General features: G+C 70.2%; 23 protein-coding genes and 1 pseudogene. 9 read left to right on the forward strand and 15 right to left on the reverse strand.

The annotated features are described in order from the left end of the window. Window positions 1-781: 781 nt before the first annotated feature. A complete protein-coding gene (locus tag WME89_RS31090; RefSeq protein ID WP_438003299.1) occupies window positions 782-2,281 on the forward strand; it encodes a hypothetical protein in 1,500 nt (499 codons plus the stop codon). A gap of 95 nt (window positions 2,282-2,376) precedes the next feature. On the opposite strand, the pseudogene WME89_RS31095 reads toward WME89_RS31090, so the two are convergent. Next, window positions 2,377-2,685, reverse strand: a pseudogene (locus WME89_RS31095) (HNH endonuclease); the annotation flags it as partial. Here WME89_RS31095 and WME89_RS31100 point away from each other — a divergent pair. From WME89_RS31100 to WME89_RS31110, 3 genes are all read left to right on the forward strand, one after another. Continuing rightward, window positions 2,585-2,806: a hypothetical protein gene (locus WME89_RS31100; RefSeq protein WP_438012088.1), complete on the forward strand. Its 222-nt coding sequence runs from the start codon at window positions 2,585-2,587 to the stop codon at window positions 2,804-2,806. The pseudogene WME89_RS31095 and the gene WME89_RS31100 sit on opposite strands and share 101 nt — an antisense overlap. A 414-nt stretch (window positions 2,807-3,220) precedes the next feature. Next, the gene (locus WME89_RS31105; protein ID WP_438003300.1) at window positions 3,221-4,828 is read left to right on the forward strand and encodes a hypothetical protein; all 1,608 of its coding nucleotides are present in this window, start codon (window positions 3,221-3,223) and stop codon (window positions 4,826-4,828) included. A gap of 38 nt (window positions 4,829-4,866) precedes the next feature. Beyond that, the gene (locus tag WME89_RS31110) at window positions 4,867-6,414 is read left to right on the forward strand and encodes a hypothetical protein (RefSeq protein WP_438003301.1); all 1,548 of its coding nucleotides are present in this window, start codon (window positions 4,867-4,869) and stop codon (window positions 6,412-6,414) included. 249 nt (window positions 6,415-6,663) lie between these two features. Here WME89_RS31110 and WME89_RS31115 read toward each other — a convergent pair whose 3' ends face one another. From WME89_RS31115 to WME89_RS31135, 5 genes are all read right to left on the reverse strand, one after another. Next, on the reverse strand, window positions 6,664-6,819 hold the full coding sequence (locus WME89_RS31115; protein WP_438003302.1) for a hypothetical protein: 156 nt from the start codon (window positions 6,817-6,819) through the stop codon (window positions 6,664-6,666). Window positions 6,820-6,925: 106 nt separating this feature from the next. Continuing rightward, window positions 6,926-7,168 carry a hypothetical protein gene (locus WME89_RS31120; RefSeq protein WP_438003303.1) on the reverse strand — a complete coding sequence of 81 codons (243 nt, stop codon included), beginning with the start codon at window positions 7,166-7,168 and terminating at the stop codon, window positions 6,926-6,928. 183 nt (window positions 7,169-7,351) lie between these two features. After that, the gene (locus WME89_RS31125) at window positions 7,352-8,263 is read right to left on the reverse strand and encodes an SDR family oxidoreductase (protein WP_438003304.1); all 912 of its coding nucleotides are present in this window, start codon (window positions 8,261-8,263) and stop codon (window positions 7,352-7,354) included. An 88-nt stretch (window positions 8,264-8,351) separates the two neighbouring features. After that, on the reverse strand, window positions 8,352-9,299 hold the full coding sequence (locus WME89_RS31130; RefSeq protein ID WP_438003305.1) for a cupin domain-containing protein: 948 nt from the start codon (window positions 9,297-9,299) through the stop codon (window positions 8,352-8,354). Between the two features lie 627 nt (window positions 9,300-9,926). Further along, window positions 9,927-10,394, reverse strand: a complete 468-nt coding sequence (locus WME89_RS31135) for a DUF4260 domain-containing protein (RefSeq protein WP_438003306.1) — start codon at window positions 10,392-10,394, stop codon at window positions 9,927-9,929. Window positions 10,395-10,510: 116 nt separating this feature from the next. On the opposite strand from WME89_RS31135, the gene WME89_RS31140 reads away from it, so the two are divergent. Then, the gene (locus WME89_RS31140; protein WP_438003307.1) at window positions 10,511-11,482 is read left to right on the forward strand and encodes a LysR family transcriptional regulator; all 972 of its coding nucleotides are present in this window, start codon (window positions 10,511-10,513) and stop codon (window positions 11,480-11,482) included. A gap of 91 nt (window positions 11,483-11,573) precedes the next feature. Here WME89_RS31140 and WME89_RS31145 read toward each other — a convergent pair whose 3' ends face one another. Then, window positions 11,574-12,185, reverse strand: coding sequence for a TetR/AcrR family transcriptional regulator (locus tag WME89_RS31145; RefSeq protein ID WP_438003308.1), 612 nt, complete (start codon window positions 12,183-12,185; stop codon window positions 11,574-11,576). Between the two features lie 67 nt (window positions 12,186-12,252). Here WME89_RS31145 and WME89_RS31150 point away from each other — a divergent pair, with 67 nt between their 5' ends. Both WME89_RS31150 and WME89_RS31155 read left to right on the forward strand, forming a co-directional pair. Next, window positions 12,253-13,227, forward strand: coding sequence for an aldo/keto reductase (locus tag WME89_RS31150; RefSeq protein WP_438003309.1), 975 nt, complete (start codon window positions 12,253-12,255; stop codon window positions 13,225-13,227). A gap of 85 nt (window positions 13,228-13,312) precedes the next feature. Beyond that, complete coding sequence (locus WME89_RS31155) at window positions 13,313-13,513, forward strand: hypothetical protein (protein WP_438003310.1); 201 nt, start codon at window positions 13,313-13,315, stop codon at window positions 13,511-13,513. Window positions 13,514-13,583: 70 nt separating this feature from the next. On the opposite strand, the gene WME89_RS31160 is transcribed toward WME89_RS31155, so the two are convergent. Beyond that, window positions 13,584-14,771, reverse strand: coding sequence for a hypothetical protein (locus tag WME89_RS31160; RefSeq protein ID WP_438003311.1), 1,188 nt, complete (start codon window positions 14,769-14,771; stop codon window positions 13,584-13,586). Between the two features lie 300 nt (window positions 14,772-15,071). Further along, window positions 15,072-15,776 carry a hypothetical protein gene (locus WME89_RS31165; RefSeq protein ID WP_438003312.1) on the reverse strand — a complete coding sequence of 235 codons (705 nt, stop codon included), beginning with the start codon at window positions 15,774-15,776 and terminating at the stop codon, window positions 15,072-15,074. A 456-nt stretch (window positions 15,777-16,232) separates the two neighbouring features. Between WME89_RS31165 and WME89_RS31170 the strand changes: the two genes are divergently transcribed. Beyond that, the gene (locus WME89_RS31170) at window positions 16,233-16,922 is read left to right on the forward strand and encodes a hypothetical protein (protein WP_438003313.1); all 690 of its coding nucleotides are present in this window, start codon (window positions 16,233-16,235) and stop codon (window positions 16,920-16,922) included. A 110-nt stretch (window positions 16,923-17,032) separates the two neighbouring features. On the opposite strand, the gene WME89_RS31175 is transcribed toward WME89_RS31170, so the two are convergent. Next, on the reverse strand, window positions 17,033-17,341 hold the full coding sequence (locus tag WME89_RS31175; protein ID WP_438003314.1) for a hypothetical protein: 309 nt from the start codon (window positions 17,339-17,341) through the stop codon (window positions 17,033-17,035). A gap of 37 nt (window positions 17,342-17,378) precedes the next feature. Here WME89_RS31175 and WME89_RS31180 point away from each other — a divergent pair, with 37 nt between their 5' ends. After that, the gene (locus WME89_RS31180; protein WP_438003315.1) at window positions 17,379-18,029 is read left to right on the forward strand and encodes a glycoside hydrolase family 11 protein; all 651 of its coding nucleotides are present in this window, start codon (window positions 17,379-17,381) and stop codon (window positions 18,027-18,029) included. A gap of 299 nt (window positions 18,030-18,328) precedes the next feature. Here the strand turns inward: WME89_RS31180 and WME89_RS31185 are convergent, their stop codons facing one another. The 5 genes from WME89_RS31185 to WME89_RS31205 all read right to left on the reverse strand — a co-directional run bounded on the left by WME89_RS31185 (window position 18,329) and on the right by WME89_RS31205 (window position 22,947). Beyond that, on the reverse strand, window positions 18,329-20,653 hold the full coding sequence (locus tag WME89_RS31185) for a hypothetical protein (protein WP_438003316.1): 2,325 nt from the start codon (window positions 20,651-20,653) through the stop codon (window positions 18,329-18,331). Between the two features lie 344 nt (window positions 20,654-20,997). Further along, on the reverse strand, window positions 20,998-21,222 hold the full coding sequence (locus tag WME89_RS31190; RefSeq protein WP_438003317.1) for a DUF5615 family PIN-like protein: 225 nt from the start codon (window positions 21,220-21,222) through the stop codon (window positions 20,998-21,000). Next, a complete protein-coding gene (locus tag WME89_RS31195) occupies window positions 21,222-21,458 on the reverse strand; it encodes a DUF433 domain-containing protein (protein WP_438003318.1) in 237 nt (78 codons plus the stop codon). The genes WME89_RS31190 and WME89_RS31195 overlap by 1 nt, the downstream gene beginning before the upstream one ends. Before the next feature lie 10 nt (window positions 21,459-21,468). Next, window positions 21,469-21,972: a VOC family protein gene (locus WME89_RS31200; RefSeq protein ID WP_438003319.1), complete on the reverse strand. Its 504-nt coding sequence runs from the start codon at window positions 21,970-21,972 to the stop codon at window positions 21,469-21,471. 6 nt (window positions 21,973-21,978) lie between these two features. Further along, a complete protein-coding gene (locus WME89_RS31205) occupies window positions 21,979-22,947 on the reverse strand; it encodes a FecR domain-containing protein (RefSeq protein WP_438003320.1) in 969 nt (322 codons plus the stop codon). Window positions 22,948-23,283 lie beyond the last annotated feature (336 nt).

Raw genomic sequence — 23,283 nt, forward strand, 5'->3', positions numbered from 1 at the left:
CTCACGGCCGTGCAGAGGCGATCACGCGCGCAGCCGCTATCACCATCGATGCGACAGGCGTCCTCATGCAGAATCCAGGAGCGTGCCGTCGAGGGCACTCCTGGCGATGACGGCATGAACGAGCAGCGCTTCGGCTTCCGTGGCTCCTCACAGGGCATGCTGTTCCGCCCGACGTCCTTCGACTGGTACGACGTCGCCGGGGGTCGGTCTGCGACGTGGCGTGCGAGGTGCTGGAGCGCGCGCGGCAGGAGGCTGAGGTGGCGGATGTGATCATCGAGGAGGCCGATGGCCGGCACTCGGTGGGCGGCTGAGTACCGGACGCAAGAACAGCAACACCGGAACAGAGCAGACCCACTGCACGGCGTGGCCACTACAGTCCGGGCCGGCTGTCCATCCAGCGCGCACATCCGGGGGCCCACAAAAAGCACGTTCATGATGAATGCTCCTGTTGGCCGTCGCACCATAGCGTGCGACGTGAGTCGCCAGGGGGTGCTCTTGCATGGCCCACCGGGCCTTCGTTGTCTATTGCGGACGTTCTCTTCTGCTCAAGGTTAGCAGGTGCACCGCATGACCGAGTAGCGCCTCTCGATCAGAGCCTACCAGGACAGGCACGCCGCGCACCGATGATGCCCTGCAGGATGCGTGCTCACCAAGGTAGGGGGCGCCTACCCAATGAGCTCGCGCTGCGGGGCACCGCGTCCACCGGCGCCCCTGTGTCGAGGGGCGCGGGACGAGGGACGATCCCGTGTGAAGCAAAATTTATTTCGATGAGGTACGATACATGGACAAGCAAGCTCGAACCGCGTTCTCGGCATTACTCGTAGCAGCCTCGGTGGGCGCGGCGGGGCCGGCCTATGCAGACGTGACCGTCTCGGGAAATGTGACGCCCACGGCTCCAAGCGACCCGTGGGACCTCGGGCTGAGCCAGCTCATCGTGAGAGCTGGGACGGTCGAGGTGACCCATGGCGGGACGTTGATCAGCCCCGGCGCATCCGTGGAAGGAGGGGGTGACGGGTTCGGTATAATCCGGGTCGACGGGTATGGCTCGACCTGGGTCAATCATGGATCGATCGTGCTCGGCAGAAGCCTTAACGAGGGCTGGCTCGTCGTCCGGAGAGGCGCCGAGGTGACCACCGATGATCTCACGGTGGGCGCCAGAGGCTCGCTGGGTGATGGTTTTGTGCTCGTCGAGGGGTACGACGCCACCCTGACGAGCAGGACGAACATCTCCATCGGCTATACTGGGCAAGGCCACGTCGAGCTCAAGCAGGGAGCGAGCATCTTCTCACATAACGTGTACATTGGCGGAGTCGGCAGCTGCACGATCTGCGGGGGCGAAGTCGCCATCACGGGTTCCGCGACGACATGGGTGAGCACGGGGGAGTTCATCCTGGGCGTGAAGACTGGCAGCTTGCTGAACATCCACCGCGGCCAGCTCTTCACCGTGGGCGCGCGCATCGACGGCGATGACTTCCGGAACAGCCACGCGAGCGTGAGCGGCTGGGGCGGCACGTGGAGCAACCAGGGGCTCCTGCGCGTGGGGGCAAAGCGTGGATACGGCACGCTCACCGTCGGGGCTTATGGGACCCTCGTGACGGAAGACACCGAGATCCACTCCGAGCTCGCCGGGGGCTTCATCAAGGTGAACGATGTCTATGCATCGTGGCTCAACAGCGGCGACGTCACCGTCTCTGCCATAGGCAATCAGTCTCCGTCGATCCTCGTCGACGACGGCGCCTTCGTGAGCATCGGCGGCGTTCTCCGGACTGCGCAGCCGGCCAGCGTCCCCTACGTCTATCCCTATCTGGGGCCCTCTGTGCGTCTCGCGGACGGCGACCTCATCGCGGGCGCGATGGAGGTCGCGGAGGGCGAGTTCGACTTCGCCGGCGGGCGCCTCGAAACCAGCAGCTTCGTGGGCGATCTCGTCAACTTGCAGGCCGGCGAGCTCTCCGTCGGAGAGGTTCACCCTTCGACCTCCATCGCCGGCAGCTACAGCCAGGGGACGGGCGCCGCCCTCAGCATCGCTGTCGCAGGATCGAGCTCCTTGCCGCTCCTCCAGGTAGATGGGGATATCGATCTCGACGGGGCGCTGGAGGTCCGGCCGGCCGATGGCTCCGTGTCGTTCCAGGCCGGGGACACCATCGTTCTGCTCGGTTGGCTCGGTGATCTCACGGGGACGTTCGCTGCCGTGAATATCGCCCTGCCGCTCGCCCCAGGGCTCGCCTGGGACACTTCGGCGCTGTACACGACCGGAGAGATCACCGCCGTCCCTGATGCATGAGCGGGCGGGCCACTCCCCTTTCGCCAGCGGAAATCGACCCCGCGGTAGGCGCCGCTCCCTGCTGGCGGGCTCTGGCGCGGCAGATTGCAATGAATACAGCAGAGACACAGATTGGCAATGTCGTCGAGTCCACGACGTTGCCTCACGATGATGTGGTCGACTTGATGGGCGAGGATTGAAGCTTCTTGAGGGAGCCGGCAGTGCTCACACGCGCCTTGGGCGCGCCGTTGTACCGTCTCCCGCACATCGTTCGAGAGCTTCACGAAGCGGCGCGCATCGTCACAGAGCTCCTCGGCCTCGAGCTTGAGAAGGCTGAGCCTGTCGTTCAAGCGGGACGATGCGCCCCTCCCCGTCTCCCGCGGCGCCGCGTCCACCGGAGATGAAGAGGAAAGCGAGGCCACCACGGAGGAAGGCGACGCGTCCGAGGAGGGCGCGCCGGAACCGGAAGGCGACACGTCCGAGGAGCGCGGAACGGAAGACGGCGAGCCGGGCGAAGGCGAGGACGAGGACGAGGACGAGCGGTAATCGCCCCAGGCCGCGGCGGCGCGTCGAGGGGGGGCGCCTGGCTGGTCGCGACGACGAGCGCGAGGCACCCCGACGCGCTCGCAGGTCTCCGATACCAGGGACAGGCAACACATTACGTCATCAAACCGTCTTTTCTCGTTGAAGCGTCGGTTCGTGGCGGTTTCTACCCCGTTGACGCCGTGCGGCTTGCGTACGTACCGTCTGTACATGCGTGTCGTCGAAACAGCGCTGGACGGCTGCCTGACGCTCGGCGGGAGCGCGCCGGCCGCCGAGGACCTCCGCGCCGTTCCGGTGGCGGTCCGCGAGCATCCAGGGCTGCTCCGCCGAGGCGTGAGGCGAGGCGGAGGGGAGCTCGTGCGTCGTCGGCTCGAGAGTCGACGCCTCCGGCTTGCTCGTTGCCTCGCGGTCCTCGCGTTGAGCGCCTTGGGAGCCGCCGGCGTGTCCGGGTGCTCCTACGACGAGAGCTGCGCGAGGTCGTACACGTGCGAGCCGCTCCCCGGCGAGAAGCCGCCGGTGCTGCCGGCGTCGCCCTGCGACGGCGATCCTGCGGCGGCCCCGGCGAAGGACGGGTGCGGGGTGTTCGTCAGCGCGTCGTCAGGCGACGACGGGAACCCTGGCACGAAGGGCGCGCCGGTGAAGACCTTGCAACACGCGATCGGGCTCGCCGCGCACGGACGAGGCGACGGCAAGCCGCCGCCCCGGCGCGTGTACGCGTGCGGCGAAGCGTTCGACGAGACGATCGCGCTGCCCTCCGGGGTCGATCTCTGGGGCGGCCGTCACTGCGAGGACGGCGACTGGTCGTACGTGTGGTCGTTCGGCCGGCCGGACGAGCCCACCGTCATCGCGCCGCCCGACGGGATCCCGCTGCGGATCGTCGAGGGGGACGATCTACGGGCCATCCCGGGGAACGACGCGGCATCCATGGTCTTCGGCGTGCGCGCCGTGGCGGCGGACGCCTCGGCGCCGGATGGCAAGTCGTCGATCGCGATGATCTTGAGCGCGGGGACCCGGGCGATCGTGCGGGATAGCGCGATCGTCGCGGGCAACGGCAAGGACGGGGAGCCGGGAGAGGACGCGCCCAGCGAGCGGGCGACCGACGGGGCGCCGGGAAACCACGGCGCGCACGCCTGCACGGCGGACCTCTCCACGGGTGCTCTTCCGGTCGTGACCGTGTGCGACGATGGAACCGAGTCCGTTGGAGGCTACGGGGGCGACGGCTGGCTGGACGCGGGGGGCAACGGCGAGCCGGGGCAGCCGATGCCGGCGGTGGATCCGGGAGGCAAAGGCCTCGCGGGGACCGGCGCGGGCAGCAGCCCGTGCACACCGGGGAAGGACGGCGCCGAAGGTGCCGACGGCGGGCGCGCTGCCGGCGCGGTGGGCGCGGGCCACCTTGGCCGCGATGGATGGATCGGCGTCCGGGGCGAGGACGGCAAGAGGGGTGACGTCGGCCAAGGGGGAGGCGGCGGGGGCGGCGGCAAAGGGCGAGACGGCACGATCGCGTGCCGCGCAGGCAGACCGCAGGGCGGCGCGGCCGGCGGATCGGGCGGGAGCGGCGGTTGCGGAGGTCGGGGAGGCAAGGGGGGCGGCTACGGCGGATCGAGCATCGGCATCGTCGCGTTGCAGGGGAGCGCGCTCACGCTCGAGGCGACCGAGATCACCACGGGGAACGGGGGTCAGGGAGGTGCCGGTGGAAGGGGCCAGCTGGGGGGCGGCGGTTGGGGGGGCGGCGCCGGCGGGACTCACACGGAAACGAACATGTTGCCCGCGTGCCCCGGAGGGCGGGGAGGCGATGGCGGCCGCGGCGGGGACGCCGGCGGTGGCATCGGGGGCTCTTCCTACGGCGTCGCGTTCGTCGGTGCCGCCTTGAGCCTCGATCCAGACGTGTTCGTCCAGTTCGGACAGGGAGCTCAGGGCGGGCCCGGTGGTAATGCGGCTCCTGGCGACGACCGAGGCCGGGGCGAGCCTGGCGACGGCATGGCCTACCGTCCGTTCGATGCGCCCGCTCCAGGACCCCCCAATTGACCGTGGCGGTGCGCGCCGCGCGGCGCCGAGAGAGGACCATGAGAACGATCCGAACGACCTGCCCGGTTCTTGCACTGCTGTTCGTCGTGGCCGGGTGCGGCACCGCACCGGCCGCGAGCGACGCCGGCGGAGCACCGTGCGACGGCTCCGCGGCATGTCACGACGACGCGCCGCTGGAGTCGGTCTGTCTCGAGCGCCTCGCCGCCGATGAGCTGGTGGACGGCTGCGGCGTGTTCGTGACCAACGAATTCGGAGGCGGTGACGACGCGAACCCCGGCACGACGAAAGAGAAGCCGGTGCGCACGCTCCAGCGCGCTGTCGAGCTCGCGCGCACCGGGCGCGGGCGCGTGTTCGTCTGTGCCGACGGGTTCTTCGGTCCGCTGGTGCTGCCCTCCGGGGTCGATCTCCTCGGAGGGTTCCATTGCTTTCAGTGGAAGCGTCAGGCAGGGAGCATCTCCCAGCTTCAGACCACCCACGATCGAGCGATTGCCCTGACCGTCGTACCGGCGACCGTCGAGGACACGGGCGCCGCTGACGGGGTATCGAGAATCGTCGACATGGGCATCACTTCATCGGAGCCGATTGGCGTGCTCGTCCAGTCGAACACCGAGGTCGAGATGCTCCGAGGCTGGCTTCGCGCCGCCGCCGGCTGGGGGGGGCATCACGGCGAGGACTTGCCCGAGCCGAGCGACGCCCCCGACGGCCCCGATGGGATGTACGGCGGCGACGCGTGCTCGGCGGAGACCGTGGCCGGCGGGGCTGCCGTGGTGAACCCGTGCGAGGGCGGGCTCCCGAGCGTCGGCGGCAAGGGCGGTGACGGATTGCCCGACGGCGCGGAGGACGGGGGCGACGGCGAGCCGACCCCGGCGCCGAACCCCAACAACTACGGACGGCGAGGACTCGGGGACGTGGCCGACGTGGGCTGCACGGACGGCGACTATGGGATCTACGGCGCGCGAGGCACGGTCGGCGCACCCGGCCAGGGCATCGGGCGCCTCAGCGAGGCAGGCTGGGAAGCGGACCGGGCCGGCGACGGCGGCTGGGGCACGCCGGGCCAGGGTGGCGGCGGAGGCGGCGGCCGCAGGGGCGGGCTCGGCGTGTGCGGCGCGGCGACCAAGGGGGGCGCCGGGGGAGGCTCGGGCGGGGCCGGCGGCTGCGGTGGTCGAGGCGGCAAGGGGGCCGGAAACGGCTACCCGAGCATCGGCATCGTCGCGCTGCACGCCAGGGTGACCGTGCGCGACACCGAGATCGAGGCGTCCAGAGGCGGCGACGGCGGCGACGGCGGCGAGCCCCAGCGAGGCGGACGAGGCGGCCGGGGCGCACCGGGCGGCGTGCTGGAGGACCGCTCGGCCTACTCCTGCGACGGCGGCCCCGGGGGCTACGGCGGCGAGGGCGGCTACGGCGGCCCGGGGCGCGGCGGCGACTCGATCGGCATCGCCTACCTCGACGAGGACCGGCTCACCGTCGAGGGCGTCACCTTCACGCTGGGGCCGCCGGGCAAGGGCGGCGTCAGCTGGGACGAGGAGGGCAAGATGCTCTCGGGCGAGGACGGCGTCGCCGTGGAGACGCGCCGGTTTGCTGAATAGCTGGAGTGGAGCTCGCCCGCGCCCGCGCAACGCCTTGACAATCACCTTCAGCGCGAATCGGCGTGGGGTGCATTGCCGTGGTGGGCGGGCCATTCACAAGGCACGAGTGAGCCAGTACAGCGGACGTCGTTTTGCATGCGCGATGGCGAGCACGAGAGTGTGCTCGGGGTGCGCCTCAAACGCAATAACGTACGGAAATCGGTCGACGATCGCTCTGCGAATGCTCAGTGGTGCAGGAGAAGTCCCTGGCTAGATCTGAAAAGATGTCGGGGCCTCTCCAACCTTATCGAGCATCGACGAGACCTCGGTGATGAACTCGTCGCCCAGCCCCGGGCGCTTCTCATCGTACCAGATGGCCGCCGCACGAAGCTCGGCGCGCGCCTCAGGATGAAGCTCGACCCGCACGCCGGTCCCCGAGTTCCTTGAGGATCTCCGCCCGCGCGGTGCCCCAGTCGACCGTCTGGACCTTACCCTCCGCTACCTCGCGCGCTCGGCGCGTCAGCTCACCCGCTCACGCTGCTGCGACCTCCTCGGCGTCGGGCTCCTCAAGGCTGGAGAGCACTTCTTCTGCCAGCCGGGCCCGCTCGTGGCGGGGCAACAGCAGCACCTGCGCGAGAAGCTCCTCGGTGGACATAGGGAAACTATAGCATGGCTCGGGTCCGCCACGCACGGCGGCGGCCTCGAGCTCGATGGGCCGCCGCACCGGCGCGAGGCTGGTCTGCTCGCGGACCAGAACAGGCGATGGTGCCGGCATGCCGATGCTTCTCCGGGCCGCTCCTCCACGAGCTCCAGAGGCGTGCAGATGTTCGGAGGCTCGAAGCCACCATCTCGGCATATTTCCTCGAGGAGGTCTTCCCGTGCGACGCCTGCGATGGGGAGCTGCCTCGGGCCTGGAACTTCGCGGAGTGATCCGTGCTTCTCTTCAGCGGGGTCCAGCCTACGAGTCGGCGAGCGCCCGTTCGACGGCCTGCGCGTAGGGCATGGGCGTGAGCGGGATGATGGCGCGGATCGGCCCCACATCGCCGACGAGGTCGGCGTTTAGGCCCAGCAGCAGGTCGGCGAAGGCGCCGCGGGGCAGGCCAGCCAGGCGCTCGAAGAGCCCGGCGAACGGCGCCAGCAGCCAGGGCAGGAGGTGCAGCTTCCACGGCGGGCGCCGGCCGAGCACGCGGGCCGCCACGTCGACCATCTCGTCGGTGGTGAACGCCTCGTCGCCGCCCACGTCGAAGGCCCGGCCGAAGGTGCGCGGCTCGTCGAGGCTGCGCACGAGGTAATGGACGAGATCGTCGAGCGCGATGTTCTGCATGCGGCTCCGGCCGCTGCCGAGGATCAGCGCCACGCGCCGCCGCGCGTTGGCCAGCGTGGTCTCGAAGCCGAAGCCGCCGCGCCCGACGATCTGACCCGGCCGCAGGATGGTCACGTCGAGCCCGCTGCCGAGCAGCATCTGCTCGGCCTTCCAGCGACCGCGTGCCCAGATCGAGGGCGTGTCGGGCGTGATGCCCAGGAAGGTCACGTAGAGCACGCGCCGCACGCCGTGGATCCGGCAGGCTGCCACCACGTTCTCCAGGCCGCGCAGCTCGGTGTCCACGAAGGTCTCGCCGGGCGCGGCGCCCTTCTGCGGCGAGAGCGTGTGCACGCAGTTGAACACGGCCTCGCAGCCGCGAACCGCTGCCTCGATGGAGGCGCGGTCGGCGATGTCGCCGCGCACGAGCTCGGCGGCGGCGGGTAGCCTCGCGCGGGCGGCGTCGAGGTTGCGCACGGCGCAGCGGACCAGGAACCCTTCCTGGAGCAGCGCTTCGACGAGACGGCGGCCGGTGAGCCCGGTGCCGCCGAGGACGAGCACGGTTCGCATGTCCTCATCGATAGCGATGGCCTGTCGAACGCACCATGCGCAAGCGTGCCGATCACTGTCGCGAGCGTACGAGACGAGCGGACGAGCTTCAGCCGCGCGCTTCGTTGCGGTAGTCCCGCGGCCGCTTGCCGGTGACACGCTTGAAGGCCTGGCTGAAGGCGCTCTCCGACGAGTAGCCGAGCGCGGCGGCGATCTGCGAGATGGGCGCTGTCTCGTCCCGCAGCCGCCGCTCCGCCAGCCGGATGCGCCACGCCGTGAGGTACTGGAGCGGCGCCACCCCTGCGGCCTCCTTGAAGCGCACGGCGAAGGTGGTGCGCGACATGGCCGCGGCGCGGGCCAGCTCCTCGAGCTTCCAGTCGCGCGCCGGCTCGCCGTGGAGGAGGCGCAGCGCCGCCGCCAGCCGCTCGTCGCGGATGACCCGCAGCCAGCCCGCGGGCAGGCGTGGCGCCGTGGCCAGGTGGGCGCGCAGGATCTGGACGAACAGCAGCTGCGCCAGCATCGATGCCGAGAGGAAGGCGCCCGGCGCGCCGCGCGCGGTCTGCTCCGCCAGCAGCTGCTCGATGAGCCAGCGGATGGAGGCTGCCTGGGGTGCGGTCGCGCGCACGTGCAGAAAAGGGGGAAGCGCGCCCTGCACGAGGTCGGCGTGGCGCGGATCGAGGGTCACGCCGCCGGCGAGGAGCAGCACCTCGGAGCCGTCACCGAGGGTTGAGAAGAGGTGGCGCTTCTGGGCCAGCAGGCACATCACGTCCAGGGGTGGGGCCGAGAGGTCGCTGCCGACGAGGAACCCCCTCCCCCCGGGCAGGAGGAACGCGTCCCCCGGCTCACCACGGATCGCCTTCTTGTGGCCGTCCAGGCGGAACCAGCAGCCGCCCTTGGCGACGACCGAGATCTTCATCTCGCCGGGCGGCGGGAAGTGGACGGCCCAGCGGCCACCGGCGGCGATGCCTCCGGCCATGACCGACGTGGCCTGGGTGAGCCGCAGGATGTCGGTGAGCGGATCGCCGGCAAGGGAGTGGATGACAGCGTCGAGCGACACACGTCGCACTATGGCGCATGCTGCCAGGCGAGACTACCGCGCGATCGTTCAAGGGAGCAGCCCAAGGAGGATGATGATGAGGAAAGATCACAGAACGCTGAGGCGCTCGGCGGGTCGTCGCGGCCCCGTCACGAGACCCGAGATGTGGATCTGTACGAGCGGACCATTCGCCTCGTCGTATACCACCCCACTCGAGCCTCCGATCTCGCGTCGGAGAAGGCCGAGCCCACGGTGTGTGGGGGCCGCAAGGGTGCAGTCGGTTGGCCAGGCGGCTTCGGAGGCTGGTGGCGCGCGGACGCCAACGACAGCTCGGTGCTGATTTTTCTGGCACACACCATGGTCCGAGCGGGACCAGCTCAGCAGAGGCATCGGCTTGGGAGTCTACGAAGCCATCACCCAGCTCCGAGCCTTGGCGTCGGCCGACGACCGCTGACGACCTTATCACTCAGCAGCCGGTTAACAGACTTGCGGTCAAGGGCGTCGAGGAAGGCCACCCAGCCGGCGCCGGCCGCGACATCGGCGGCGTGCTGGGCGCGCACGGCAGTGCAGCCGCACAACGAACTGGAGCACGCGGAGCCGCCGACAGCCGCTCGGCTCTCCTGCTCCGTCAAGCGCGAGTAGATGCTCTCACGCCGCGCGCTTCGAGCCCACGCGGCCGAGGTGCGTGTCGCCGAACGCCGTCCCGTACTTGAGCCCATAGCCCAGCATCCGATCGAAGCCGATGTGCCCGACCCAGATCGCCGCGCCGAGCAGCAGCGCCGGCGAGCCAAGCGCGACCGACGCGGCCGCGAGCAGCGCCGGAGCCAGATGGCTGTGCCCCGCGTTGTAGACCACCGCGCCCACGCGCGGGCCCGCAAGGTAGCCGAGCAGCGACAGGTCGGGCAGGAAGAACAACGCCGCGAACCATCTCCAGCTCCCGCCCAGGTGCGCGTAGGCGAGCAGCGCTGCTCCGAGCACGAGCGCGCCCTCGAGGCGCAGGAGCGCGCGCGGCATGCCCTTGGCCCCGCCTGCCGAGACCTCGCAGGTGGGCTGCGGCACGGGGCGGCGGGTAGAGGGAGCAAGGTCGAGCTCAGGGAGCGTCGCGGCGGTGGTCATGGTCGTTCTCCTCCTCGTCGTGCGTACCGGCGCGGGTGCCGGCGACGTGGAGAGCATGGCCGCTGCGGGTGCTCATGAACATTGTACAAATGCGTCCAGCCGCTCATCATCTTTTGATGAGCCCAGCCGAGCCCTCGTGGGACCTCTACGGCGCCTTCCTTGCCGTCATGCGCACCGGCAGCCTCTCCGCCGCCGCGCGTGCCCTCGACGTCGCGCAGCCCACCGTGCGCCGCCAGATCGAGCAGCTCGAGTCGCAGCTCGGCGTCGTGCTTTTCACCCGCGCGCCGAACGGCCTGGTGCCGACCGAGCTCGCGCTCGCCACGCTGCCCTACGCCGAGTCCATCGCCGCGAGCGCGCGCGCCCTCGTGCGCGCCGTGTCGAGCCCCACCGCTGCCGACCGCGGCACCGTGCGCGTCACGTGCAGCGAGGTCGTTGGCGCCGAGGTGCTTCCCCCGATGCTCGCCGCCCTCCTCGTTGCTCATCCGCGCCTTCAGATCGAGCTCGTCGCCACGAATCGCACCGAGGATCTCCTGCGCCGCGACGCCGATGTCGCCGTGCGCATGGTGGAGCCGACGCAGGCCGGCCTGGTGAGGCGCTGCGCCGGGCGCGTCGAGATCGGCCTCTTCGCCACCAAGGCGTACCTCGCCGCGCGCGCTGCCCCGACGTCGCTCGCGGGGCTCGTCCCGGACCACGCCCTCATCGGCGCCGACGGCTCCCGCGCCATCATCGACGCGCTCGCCGCCGCCGGGCTCGTCACCACGCCGCGCGATTATGCGTTCCGCAGCGACAGCGACATCGCGAAGCTCGCCGCGGTGCGCGCCGGCCTCGGCATCGGGGTGTGCCAGATCCCGCTCAGCCGGCGGCCGGTGCCGCTCGTGCGCGTGCTGCCCGCGCTCGCCTTCCACCTGGACGTCTGGGTCGTCATGCACGAGGATCTGCGCGCCGTGCGCCGCGTCCGCCTCGTCTTCGAGCACCTCGTCGCGCAGCTTGGTGCCTACGTGACCCAGGCACGCGAGACACGTCGTCCCGGTACACGACGAGACAGGGAAACCGTGTCAAACGCACCCGACGCGTCCCGTGACGGGTAGAGGGCCAGCGGTCCGGCGCCCCCGCAATTCGGGTCAATGCTGCCTCGATCCCTTCGGCGAACCTGCGCTGCGCGAGCGCGAGCGCGCGCGGTCACTCCTCTGCCGTCGCGGAGCTTGCGGCCTTCGACGTGGGGCGGTTGCCGAGCACGCGCGACACGAGCGCGAGCAGCATCTCGCGCGCGTGGCCGCGGTCGACGGCTGGATCGCGTAGCCGGATCGCCTTGCTGCCGTCCAGCACCGCGAGCAGCATGGTCGCGAGGGCCGCCGCCGGCAGCGTGTCGTCGACGAGGCCGGCTGCCTGTCCGCGCGCGATCGCGCTCGCGAGGAGCTGCTTCATCTCGGCGCTGTGGCGCCGGAGCCGATCCGCGATCGCGGCGTTGCGCTGCGACTCGGCGAGCAGGTCGAAGAGGAGGGACGGCCCCTTGCCGCTGTAGAGGTCGGCCACGAGCGCGGGGAGGTCGCGCCCACCCTGCACGTCACCCGACAGGTGCGTGGCCGCCTCGTCGAGCACGAGCTGGAAGAGGCCCTCGAGGATGGCCTCCTTGCTCGGGAAGTAGTGGTAGAGGTGCCCAGGGCTGACGCCCGCCTCGGCGCAGATGCTCGCGATGGAGGCCTGCACGCCCTCGGCTTCGAAGCGGCGCTGGGCCGCGCGCAGGAGCTCGCGACGCTTCTTCTCGTGCTGGTCGGGGTTGACAGTGCGCATGGGCGATCTCAATGTTAGAGCGTTCGCTCTAACATTGAGGGGGTCGGAGAGGGGTTGAACGATGCCCATGGTACCGCGCACGCATCTCGGCAAGAACGGTCCGCTCGTGGGGGCGCTGGGCCTCGGCTGCGGCGGGATGTCGCCCAGCCGCGGCGCCGGCAGCGACGCCGAGAGCATCGCCACGATCCAGGCGGCGCTCGACGCCGGGATGAACCTCCTCGACACCGCCGACTTCTACGGTATGGGGCACAACGAGGCGCTCATCGGACGCGCCATCGAGGGCCGGCGCGACCGGGCCTTCGTGAGCGTGAAGTTCGGCATGCTGCGCACCCCGGGCGGGAAGTTCCTCGGGATGGACGGCCGCCCGGCCACGGTGAAGACGTTCGCGGCCTACTCGCTCCAGCGCCTCGGCGTCGACGAGATCGACCTCTACCAGCCAGGGCGACCCGATCCCGACGTGCCCTTCGAGGAGACGATCGGCGCCATCGCCGACCTCGTGCGCGAGGGCAAGGTCCGTCACGTCGGCGTGTCCGAGGTCGGCGCAGAGCTCCTGCGCCGCGCGCACGCCGTGCACCCCATCACCGCGCTCGAGATCGAGTATTCGCTCGCTTGCCGCTTCATCGAAGCAGAGATCTTGCCGACCGCGCGCGAGCTGGGGATCGGCATCGTCGCCTACCGCGTGCTCGCCGATGGGCTGCTCAGCGGCGCGACGGCGCCGAGCCCTGGCGCGCACTTCGTGGCGCCGCGGATGGAGGGACACGCCCTGGAGCAGAATGTCCGCGCCGCTCGCCCGCTCGTCGACATGGCCGCCCGGAAGCGCTGCACGCCAGCCCAGCTGGCCATCGCGTGGCTGCGCGCACGCGGCGACGACATCGTGCCGCTCGTCGGCATCAGCCGGCGCGCGCGGCTCGACGAGAGCCTCCTGGCGCTCGACGTGCGCGTCTCCCAGGACGAGCTCGCGCAGCTCGACGCTGCGTTCGCGCCGGGCGCGATCGTCGGCGATCGGTACCCCTCGTTCGTCATGAAGCACGCGGCGCGCTGAGCGACGCGGGTCGCGGACCCCACGCCGGACACCCTGGCGGAACGCCCGGCCGCGCCGGGAGACCCCTTATTACCAGGCTTCAAGGATGGATCATGAAGGCCATCGAGAGGGCGACCCGGCCGCCGAGATCCGCAAGCTCGCCCCGGCCGGCGTCGACCTCGTCGCCGAGGTGGCGCTCGGCGCGAACCTCGCGCTGGACCTGGCCGTGCTGCGGACGCGCGGCACGATCTCGACCTACGCCAACGACGGTGGCAAGCCGGTCGAGCTGGGTCGGCGTGCAGCGTGAGTTGGGCCGCAGCGAGCAGCCCAAGGATGATGAGGAAAGAGCACAGAACGCTGGGGCGCTCGGCGGATCGTCACGGCCCCGTCACGAGACCCGAGATGTGGATCTGTACGAGCGGACCATCCGCCTCGTCGTATACCACCTCACTCGAGCCTCCGATCTCGCGTCGGACGATCACGTCCTGAAACGTCATCGGCCCCTCTCCGAACTGCAGCAGCGCGCCCGTCGCCTCCAGCGCGTGATGCCGGTGGGGAAAGACGGGCTGCACCGTGTACCCCGCGGGCACCGGTGGATACGAGCCGATGAGCGTCGCCGTCCCGGTCGCGTCGATCTGCCAGAGCTCGACTGCCCCGCTACCGGGGCCCGTGGCGATCGCGACGCGAAACGAGTCCGGCGCGAGCGCGCGCACGGCGAGCAGCGGAGCGTCCGGCAGGCCGACGATCGGCACCGAGCTCGCGCTGGCGAGATCGACGACACGGCTCTGAGTGAGCGCGAGGTTCGAGTAGCCGAGGTGGACGAGCATGTCCTGCTCGTCGCCGTACACCATGACGCCGTTCGCGTCGTACCAGCGCTTGTTCCCGTCGCCGGAGCAGCTGTGTATCCACGATCCCCCGGGCCCCACCTTGATGTCCTCGATCCAATCGTGGGGGACGCATGGTGCCGTCGGCAGGACGAGGTCGTTCGCGTCCGAGCCGTTGCGGTACGTGCCCACGTAGGGACATGCGTCGCAAACGAACTCGCGAACCGATCCTGCGAGCACGTAGAGCAGCTTGCCGCCGTCCTGGAGGCGCGCGCTGAACCCATCGTAGGCGCCAATGAACCCGACGGCGGCCGTGTTCGGGTCGCTCCAGTGGGCCATGGCGTCGCGACCGCTGGAGCCCGGCTGGACCGTCCCCAGCAGGTAGACCTCCGCAGGCTCGAACACGTCGCTGATGTCGCCCGGACCGCCGCCGCCGCCGCCGGCGCTGACCGCACCCCCCGCCCCGCCGCTTCCACTGCTCGCGTCCGTGGAGGTCGAGCCGCCGCCAGCGCCAGCGGAGGTCGCCCCGCCGCCAGCGCCAGCGGAGGTCGCCCCGCCGCCAGCGCCAGCCGACGTCGAGCCGCCGCCCGCGCCAGCGGAGGTCGCCCCGCCGCCCGCGCCAGCGGAGGTCGCCCCGCCGCCCGCGCCGGCCTGGGCGCTCGACGTGGAGCCGCCGCCGGGATCCACGATGAGGACCTCGGACTCGCAGGCGCCCAACGTGAACGTGCCGAGGATGAGCACCGCGGCGCGCGCGCCAACGCGCCGATGCCGAGGAGCGCCATCTCCTCGCGGAGCCGGGCCGACCTCGTCGCGACCACGGTCGTCTCGCTCGATATCATCCCCAGGTCGCATCGGCCACCCTCCGCTGTCCTGTTCAGCCGAGCTCCACGCTAGCGGTTTCGCGCTTGCACGTCGATTCTTCCGACGCAGGGCGCGTGGTGGCGCTGCCGGACGGGCCATCCGCCTGACGGTTTGCGCGTGGGTTACTCCGCCGTCGCTCCCTCAGCGGCGGTGCGAAGCGCCGCCCGCCGCATGCCCTTGTCAGGTTGTTTTCGGGGCCAAGATGCGGCCCCGCTCAAGAAACGCTCTCCGCACGTTGGTCATCCAGGAAGCGACGATCTCGTCCGACTTGTTCCACGCGTCCTCCTTGAGAAGCTGCTCGATGCGGACGTCGCGCTGAAGATCTGACGCCCAGCGCTCGAGACTGGGGATCGATGCTGATGCCGCGAGTAAACTGGCCAACATCTTGGCGTTGCGGCCGAGCAGGCCATCCGGCCCCGTCGCGCTGTGACGCTCTGCGGGCGTCAGGCCAACGGGGACGAGCACCGGACACTGCTCGTCGACTCTGACCCGGGCCTTCTCCGGGAAGCTCGGATCGACGAACACAGCCGTGACGATGAGCTGCGGAGTGACCCAGCTCCCCGCATCGATCGCGCACCACAGCAGATTGCGGTCCAACGTCTCGCTCTGGTCCAGCAGGAGCGCGATGGCTCCAACGAGGTGCGGGCGCCAGTTCGCATCGCGGAACAGAGCGGCGACCCAGCGGGCCGGGTCGCCGGCGGAGAGCGCACGCTCAACGCGATCGATGACGATCTGGGCCTCCGGCTGGTCGAGCGACGACTCGACCACCGCGACCGCCGCGTGCGGCGGCACCTCGACGTGGAGGAGCGTCGCGAGCAAGCGGGGCGCGAGCTCCGGGTGCTCGCGGAACATCTCGACGAGGGCGTTGTGCTCGAGCGTCGGCATGACGCTCGGCCTCGAGCACGCCCCATGCCGGCACGAAACGGCGGGGAAATGCGGAGCAGAGCTCCAGCTCAGGGGGGTGGCGGCGCCATGGTGGAGTCGGGCCGAACGCCCGCCCTGGTCGCCCAGTGAGCCCGGAAGCTGCCCGGCACGCCCGCCGACCCGGCTGACCGCGGGAGGGCTGGGTGCGCAAGCGCGGAGGGGCCAAACGCCCACCCACCGCGCCGAGACGACCACCGCCGACCCGGATCCCGCCGGAGGCGATCCTCGCCGAGAGCGGTCTCCTGCGCGCCATGCTGGCCCGGTTCCGCGCGCCCGCGCGCGATCGGGACGACGTGCTCGAGGAGTGCCTCATCGGCGCCATCTTCGGCCACAGTGATGCCCCTCTGTGCCAACGTCGGGTGAGACAAGCTGCCCCCTGGAAATCCATGGTGAGAGGGCGGAGAATGGACCTGACCCGTGCCGAAGCCTTCCCATCTCCGATCCGTCGATCCCACCCCTGCCCCAGCGGCGCAGGGTACTGCTTCCCGCCCGAGCGGCGTTGCCGTCGAGACCGTGCCGACGCCGGGCAAGCGGCGGAAGCTCTCGGCGGCGGAGGAGCCGCGCATCGTTCGCGAGGCGGCCGCGTGCACCCAGCGCGGGCACATCGAGGCGCCGCTGCGCCGCGAGGGCATCTACAGCTCCCTCCTGACGGCCTGGCGCAAGCAGCTCGCCCTCCAAGGCAGCGAGGCTCTCGCGGGGCGCAAGCCCGGCCGCAAGCCGAAGCAGGACGCGAAGGACCGGCGCATCCCCGAGCTCGAGAAGCGCTCGGCGCGGCTCGAAGAGAAGCTCGCGCTCGCTGAGAAGCTCATCGGCCTTCAAGAAAAAGCCTCTGCCATTCTGGGCGTTGGCTGGCTGCTCGTCGAGCGCGAGAGCGCGCAGCTCGCCGAGCAGCTCTTCGCGGAGACCGTCGCCCGCCGCGGCGCCGCCGCACACGGGCACGACCAGCGACGCGCCCGAGCCTGGCGCCACGCCCTCCGCAGCGGCGCGACCTCAACCGCTCACATCCCAGAGCCGGAACGCGCCTCTCAACGCGATCCACTCCTAGGATTCTCGTCCGGCCTGCCTCAAACCTGTTGGCAACTTCCGCGGCCGCTCCATGGCACATAGATTCAGTCGAAGGACCACATAATCTTCCAGAGATAGCGTGGCCCAGGACACACTGTTTGCCAGAGAATGGGCCAAGGCATGAGCCGTGAAACATCATATAACAACAATCGTCAGCAAGCAATCGGGAAAACATCTATGACAAATTTGAAGCAGAATCGATTCTCCCGCTGGTTCGTAATGGCGTTCGCGTCAGTCGCGCTAGCAGGCTGTGGCGATGATACCAATACCACAGGGGCCTCGAGCAGCTCATCGTCTTCTAGCGGCTCTTCATCCTCCAGCTCCAGCTCCAGCTCCAGCTCCAGCTCATCTTCGAGCAGCTCTGGTGCATCTTCGAGCAGCTCCAGTTCGTCTTCGAGCAGCTCCAGTTCTTCTGGTGGTGGTGGCGATACAACGGGTACACCCGTCCCCGATCTGTCCAAGTACTCAGCCTATACTGAGAGATACACTGAAAAAACCGTGATCACTTCAAATCACGCAACGGGCCACGTTGGTGATTTTTTCTTCACTCACTGGAAAGATGGCGGCTCGACATCTTTGACCGTGGACCCGAATGGCGAATTCAGCGTGACCTGGCAGGGCGGTGGCTATAACTATGTCGGTGGTCCAGGATGGCATTACGGAGATGAGAACAGGGTGATCGGCTACCGGTTGAATAGCGACAGCGGCGCGAGCTATATCGCTTTGTACGGCTGGGGGTACGACAAGACCATGCCCGCTTCAGACGCGGCACACCTGGTGGAGTATTACATCCTGCAACGATGGAGTTATGATCCCAGCCAGGGTGCTACCCCTGGCAAGACCTTCGTGAGCGATGGGGTTGAGTATTCCACTTACCGCTCAACGCGGCAGCAGCAGCCATCCATCAATGGTCGCTCCACTTTCTACCAGTACTGGAGCAAGCCTGCTCGGCCGCAGGCCCTCGGAGAGGACCACAAAGTCATATTCGCCGATCACGTGAAGGCATGGGCCGACACCGGCTGGATTCTTCCGAACATGAACAATCTGGATGCGAGTGACGATCCCACCTATCAGGTCATGGCCGTCGAGGTGTTCAACCCCGGTAGCAATGGAACTGCATCCGGTCGCGTTTGGGACGACACGCCCTGATCGAAAGAGATGGGGCTCTTCGTCGGAAATCGGGCCGAATGATTCGGGCAAGCTGAGCTGACGACAGCACCAGAGCGACTATTTGCTGGCAGGAATGAGAATGGCGGGCAACTGGTCGGAATGGCTAGCCCGACCACGTGTATGGACATGAAAAGTGCGCTGACTCATCGACTCCGCCGCATTGCGGTGGTCCCTTCGTGTTCACAGCCCGCGAAACGAGGAGACCAGGATGGGGCAGCGCACGCGTGTAGACGGCCACCCCGATCCGCAGATCTCTGACCCTCGGAAGGCGGCAGTACTCACATGCCCCCTGGGCGCGCCGCGGGCGCGACCCCGGACGTCGAGCATTCCTTCGATCCGACCTTCGCCCGCGATTTCCACCGGAGCGCCTCGGAGAGGACGCTGGCGGCGGCAGCGAGCGCGTCATCTCCGCCGATACGCGCGATGAGGGGCGCGAGCTGCTCCACGCCGCCCCAGCGGCTCAGGGTCGAGACGAGCGAGACGTCCTCCGCCGCGTCCCCGAGGCTCACGACGAACAGCCTTGCCGCCGTCGCGAGCGACATCCACGGAGCGCAGCGCACCACGCTCTCCAGAGCCTCGGTGCCCCGGTCGTCGTGGTAAGCAGCGACGGCGCGCGCCGCGAGCGCGGGGCGCGACGGCTCGGGGGCGGCGAGACAGAGCGCCGCGAGAACCATGATGCGCGCGGTTTCCGAGCCACCTCCGCCGCCACCTTCGGCGATCGCCACCGCCGCCTCGAGCCCGAGCACATGGATCGCTTCGGCCGCGTGATCACACACGAGCCCCGCGGCGACCCACGGGGGATCCAGCGAGGCCACCGTGTCGCGCGCCGCCTGCACGAGGGAGCGGCCTCCCTCGGTCGCTGCGGCGCAGAGCAGCGGACGAGCGGCGAAGATCCCGCTGCCACAGAGCTCTCGGACGATGCCGAGCGCGCGTTCCGGATCGCCGAGCTCGACGAACCGCACGGCCAGCGCGGAAGGGGGCGGGAGGGCCTCGTCCAGCAGCCTGGAGAGCTCGGCCAGCCCGAGGAAGGGAAGCAGGGCCGCGGTGCACGCGCCGGCGTCGTGCCGCTCGGCGTCCTCGTCGTGGTCGGCAAAAAACGCATCGAAGGACATCGAGACAGCGAGGGTCCGCTCCGCATCGGGCAGCAGTGGCAAGAGGGGCGCCAGCGCGTTGGCGCGGGACGTCGGTGGAAGAGGGAGCGCCGCGCCGAGGAGGGCGAGCGCCTGGTTCCGCCCCATCCCTTTCGCCGTGGCGAGCCGCGCGAGCGCCTGCCCCGGCTTCGCGCTCGACAGCGCGCGCTCGACGGCTTGCTGGACGAGCGCTTCCGCCTCGGCGCGCGGCAGGAAGTCGGCCGCCGTGAGCCACGCGCTCAAGGTGCTGTCGGGCCCTCCTTCCGCCCGCCACGTGGCCGAGACCGCCCACCGCGCGAACGTCGACGCCTCGTCGCCCGATGCAGCGCGCGCCGCGGTGAGCAATGCGAGCGCATCTTCCCAGCCATCACCGCGCCATGCCGCGCCTGTCCGCCTCACGACGTCGAGCGCGGGCGCCTCGATGTCCGCGCGCAGCGAGGGAGAGGCGCGCGCCGCGAGAGCGAAGAGTGAGACGGCGAGCGCCCGCTCCGTGTCGTTCCACGCCTCCTCGTCAGCCCTGTCGACTTCAGGAGGCCACGCGCGGTGCAGCGTCGCGAGCGCGCCCTGCGCGAGCGCGAGCCGCACGAAGCCCGACAGCGCGTCGGGCGGGATCTCCCTGGCGTCGGAGGCGCCAAGCGGCGCCGACATCGAGCGTCGCACGCGCCCCAGCTCCGCCCGACGCGCAGCGAGATCCTCGCGCGAGCGCGGCCATGCCCACCGCGGTGCAGCGAGCGGAAGGAGATCGGCGCGCGGTGCACCGGCGGAGAAGACGTGATCGCCGGCGTACCGGCGGAGGTAGGTGACCGCGCCCCTCTCGCCTGTGTCGAGGCTCTCCCAGGTGCGAACGAGCGCCCGGGCAGCCTCGGCGAACCGCTGCTCAGCGAACGCGACGTGCTCCGGGTGCGCGGCCACCCAGGCGGCGCGCAGCGTTTCATGACGAAAGCGAATCCGGTGACCCTCTTCACGCCACTGGAGAACCGGCTCCACGGCCTCGCGGTGCGTGTCGAGAGAGGCGGTCACCTCGGCGACGTGCGCGCCGAGGAGCGGCGCCAGCTCGGTCGCGTCGAGCGGCGCGACGGCGCACGCGAGGGTCGTCATGAGCTCCTCCAGCGGAGCCGCGCCGCGATCGCGGAGCGATCTCGCGATCGCGTCCACATGGGCGCGTGGACCTGGACCGTCGACCGCCGCCCAGGCGAGATGGCCGCGGAGAGATGGCTCGACGTCCTCCAGGCGGAATCCGTCGACCGAAACATACGTCACGTCCGCGGCGCGGAGACCGAGCCGCGCTGCCCACCGCTCGGCAACGTCGCGCGCGCCGGAGACCGTCACCAGCACACGCGCGGCGGGGCCTGGCTCGTCCAGCACCGAGCGGCGAGGGTCGTCCGGCCAGTCCACGCAGGCCTCAGGCGCGAGCAAGCCAATCAAGAGCTGCGGCTGGCCGTCCTCTCCGTCCCAGTTTGCGATGCGGTTCACGAGGCTCGTGCGGACACCGAAGTGAAACTCGTCGAATCCCGTGCCTTCGGGCCATGGGCCAGCCGAGAGCTGTGCGAGCACTTCCTCCTCGAAGGCCGCGCCAAACGTGCGTCCGGCGTGGACGAGGAGCTTCAGGGTGCCAGGACCCGTGATCGAGCGGAAGAAGCGTTCAACGACCGTTCTCTTCCCTGCGCCGGAGGGGCCATGGACGACGCACGCCGACGGGCGCCCCGCTTCATGCCAGGATCGCAGTGCCTCGAATGCCCTGGACTGGCCTTCACCAAAGAACCGGGCCTCCATCGGCCGCTGCCTCCTCGGCTTCCGGGAGTGCGTCTGGCAGGATCTCAAGGAGCTTCACGACGGCCGTTTGCAGCCGCCAGGATGCGGCGTCGGGCTTCCGGCCAGGGGACGGGCGTGACGACCCCGTCGTCGACCTGAGCCGCCGCCCACACGCCGGCGTCTGGCGACCCCTGAAGCCCCTCTTGCTGCACCGAGTCCGCGTCGTGGCCGAGCTGCACAAGCGCCTGGACCAGGGAAGTCGGCAGATTCTCGTCCAGTTTGATGCGCATCAGAACCCGACGACCTTGGGCGCCGGTAGATCTTCCCGGACGGAATCCGCGGCGAACGCGACCACTGCGCGCACGTCGTCCGCGGTCAGGGTCGGGTAGTCGCTGAGGATGTCCTCGATCGAGTCGCCGTCCGACAGGCTGGCGAGCAGCGTGCGGAGCGTGACCCGCGTTCCCTTGATGACCGGCTCGCCCCCGCAGACGAGAGGATCTCGCACGATTCGGTCGCGGTGGTTCATGACGTGAACTCTACCGCAATTTCGGCTCGGCTTCAGCGGTCTCTGCTGCCGACCCCCAGCGGAGTTTGGCCGCTATGCTCGCCAGTCGCGCCGCATCCTCCGGCTCGACGAGGCCGAACGCCGCTCCCTGCGCGTCGTCACATGCCGCGACCCGCACGCCGTTCGGAAGCTCGATGGGCCTGATGACGATTCCGCCGTGCCTGCGCACACGGTCGACTGCGATGTCGAGGGACGGGACGGAAAAGACGGAGAAGAAGAGCCAGTGGGGTTGGACGCCGGGGCGCCCCTCGACGTCCGAGATCAGCCCGCTGCTCGATTCACCGGCGCCGAACGCGAAGCGTTGGTGGTGGCGGAGCTGGCCCAGATCGACTTTCTCGGTGAAAGACCGGTCTAAGAGGGCCGAATCGTTCATGGCGGCGGTGTCCGGATCGCGCGGTTCGAGCTGATGCCAGACGACGCCCGCGGAGGATTCGGCTGAACTGTCGGTCACGGCGGCAAACGTCATGAAACGCATTACACGCTAATGGTTCTGTGCGGACAGCGAGGCGTCCGCCGGGGCCTCGGGCGGGTCGCGCGGGGCGCTCGACGCGCCCGCCGCGGCCTCGTTGCGGGCGGGCTGGTCCCGATCGGCCCATTGCGGCTCGGCCCCTCGCGGCGGCGCCTGCCCGTCGCTCGCCGCGCCGCCTGCCGGCGGCGCCACCCCGGGCTCCGCGCCGCGGGACGACCACGTCTCGCCCCGGCCGACGAAGCGCTCGACCGCGCCGTCGCGCACGGCGACCCGCCCCTCCACCACCGAGACGCGGGTCTCTGCAGGCTCGCCCGCCGGGCCGACCAGCCGCTCGACCGAGAACCGCGTGCCGTGGACCGTGATGGTGGTGTCCGGGGTGCGGACCGACAGCGTCATGCCCGCCGCGAGCGGCGGCACCGCGACCGAGACCAGGCCGCGCTCCAGGGCGACGACGTCGTCGGAGCGGTCCTGCCCGGCGCCCGTCGACGTGAACCTCACGCGGGTCGAAGGCCCGACCTCGATCGTCGCGCCCGTCGCCAGCGACGCGCTCGCCGTCGCCTGCTCGCCGGTCCGCAGCTCGTCCTCGCTCGCGAGCGGTACCAAGGCGAGCGACGGCGGCGAGCGCGTCGCGCCGCCGGAGGCAATCTCGACCGAGCCCTGGAGGGCGGTCACCCGCGCGGCCGCAGGGGCCGGAGGGCGCGCCCGAAGCACGACAACCTCGCTGAGGACGACCGCGGCCAGCACCGCGGCGAGCGCGGTCGCGGGGCCGCGGAGAGGCGGCCGTCGGGCGGCGCGGGCACCACGCCCCGCGGCCTCGGCGGCGAGCTGATCGATGCGGGAGGCGACGCGCCGCTGGAGGTGCATCTCCTGCGCCCAGGACAGCGGCGGCACCGGCTGCGCCAGCAGCGCCTGCAGGAGCGCCGCCACCTCGGGTGTCGCGGCCGCGCTCGCCGCGGCGGGGTGAACGTCGCCGTGCTTCATCGCAGCTCCTGCGGTCGAGCGGCGTGGGGAGGCTCTCCTCGTCGGTGGCCGGCGCGGGTTGTTCGGTGCCGGGGGCGGAGAGGAGCCGGAGCCGGGGGCTCGCTGATCGAGGCACGCTCGACGGTTTCCATGCACTCTCCTGTAGCCGGTCGGCCTGAAACCAGGCCGGCCGGCGTGTCTTTCGGGCGCTTCTTCGTCGAGCGCCGCGGAGCCACCCGCGGAGCATAGATAGAAGAGGAACCAGAGCAGCGAGACCTGTTCGGGCAGCGCGCTCAGCGCCCCGCTGCCGGCGGCTCGCCATGCGCGCCGCGCGCCGTGTTAGCCTGGCTGTCCGGG

Origin of the sequence: Sorangium sp. So ce321 (assembly GCF_051530195.1) — a bacterium.
Taxonomy (GTDB): Bacteria; Myxococcota_A; Polyangia; order Polyangiales; family Polyangiaceae; genus Sorangium.

Coding starts and splice junctions, on each gene's coding strand:
- WME89_RS31090 (WP_438003299.1), top strand. CDS start 782: ATGGACAAGCAAGCTCGAACCGCGTTCTCGGCATTACTCGTAGCAGCC.
- WME89_RS31110 (WP_438003301.1), top strand. CDS start 4,867: ATGAGAACGATCCGAACGACCTGCCCGGTTCTTGCACTGCTGTTCGTC.
- WME89_RS31120 (WP_438003303.1), bottom strand. CDS start 7,168: ATGCCGGCACCATCGCCTGTTCTGGTCCGCGAGCAGACCAGCCTCGCG.
- WME89_RS31125 (WP_438003304.1), bottom strand. CDS start 8,263: ATGCGAACCGTGCTCGTCCTCGGCGGCACCGGGCTCACCGGCCGCCGT.
- WME89_RS31135 (WP_438003306.1), bottom strand. CDS start 10,394: ATGACCACCGCCGCGACGCTCCCTGAGCTCGACCTTGCTCCCTCTACC.
- WME89_RS31140 (WP_438003307.1), top strand. CDS start 10,511: ATGAGCCCAGCCGAGCCCTCGTGGGACCTCTACGGCGCCTTCCTTGCC.
- WME89_RS31145 (WP_438003308.1), bottom strand. CDS start 12,185: ATGCGCACTGTCAACCCCGACCAGCACGAGAAGAAGCGTCGCGAGCTC.
- WME89_RS31150 (WP_438003309.1), top strand. CDS start 12,253: ATGGTACCGCGCACGCATCTCGGCAAGAACGGTCCGCTCGTGGGGGCG.
- WME89_RS31155 (WP_438003310.1), top strand. CDS start 13,313: ATGGATCATGAAGGCCATCGAGAGGGCGACCCGGCCGCCGAGATCCGC.
- WME89_RS31165 (WP_438003312.1), bottom strand. CDS start 15,776: ATGCCGACGCTCGAGCACAACGCCCTCGTCGAGATGTTCCGCGAGCAC.
- WME89_RS31190 (WP_438003317.1), bottom strand. CDS start 21,222: ATGCGCATCAAACTGGACGAGAATCTGCCGACTTCCCTGGTCCAGGCG.
- WME89_RS31195 (WP_438003318.1), bottom strand. CDS start 21,458: ATGAACCACCGCGACCGAATCGTGCGAGATCCTCTCGTCTGCGGGGGC.
- WME89_RS31200 (WP_438003319.1), bottom strand. CDS start 21,972: ATGCGTTTCATGACGTTTGCCGCCGTGACCGACAGTTCAGCCGAATCC.
- WME89_RS31205 (WP_438003320.1), bottom strand. CDS start 22,947: ATGAAGCACGGCGACGTTCACCCCGCCGCGGCGAGCGCGGCCGCGACA.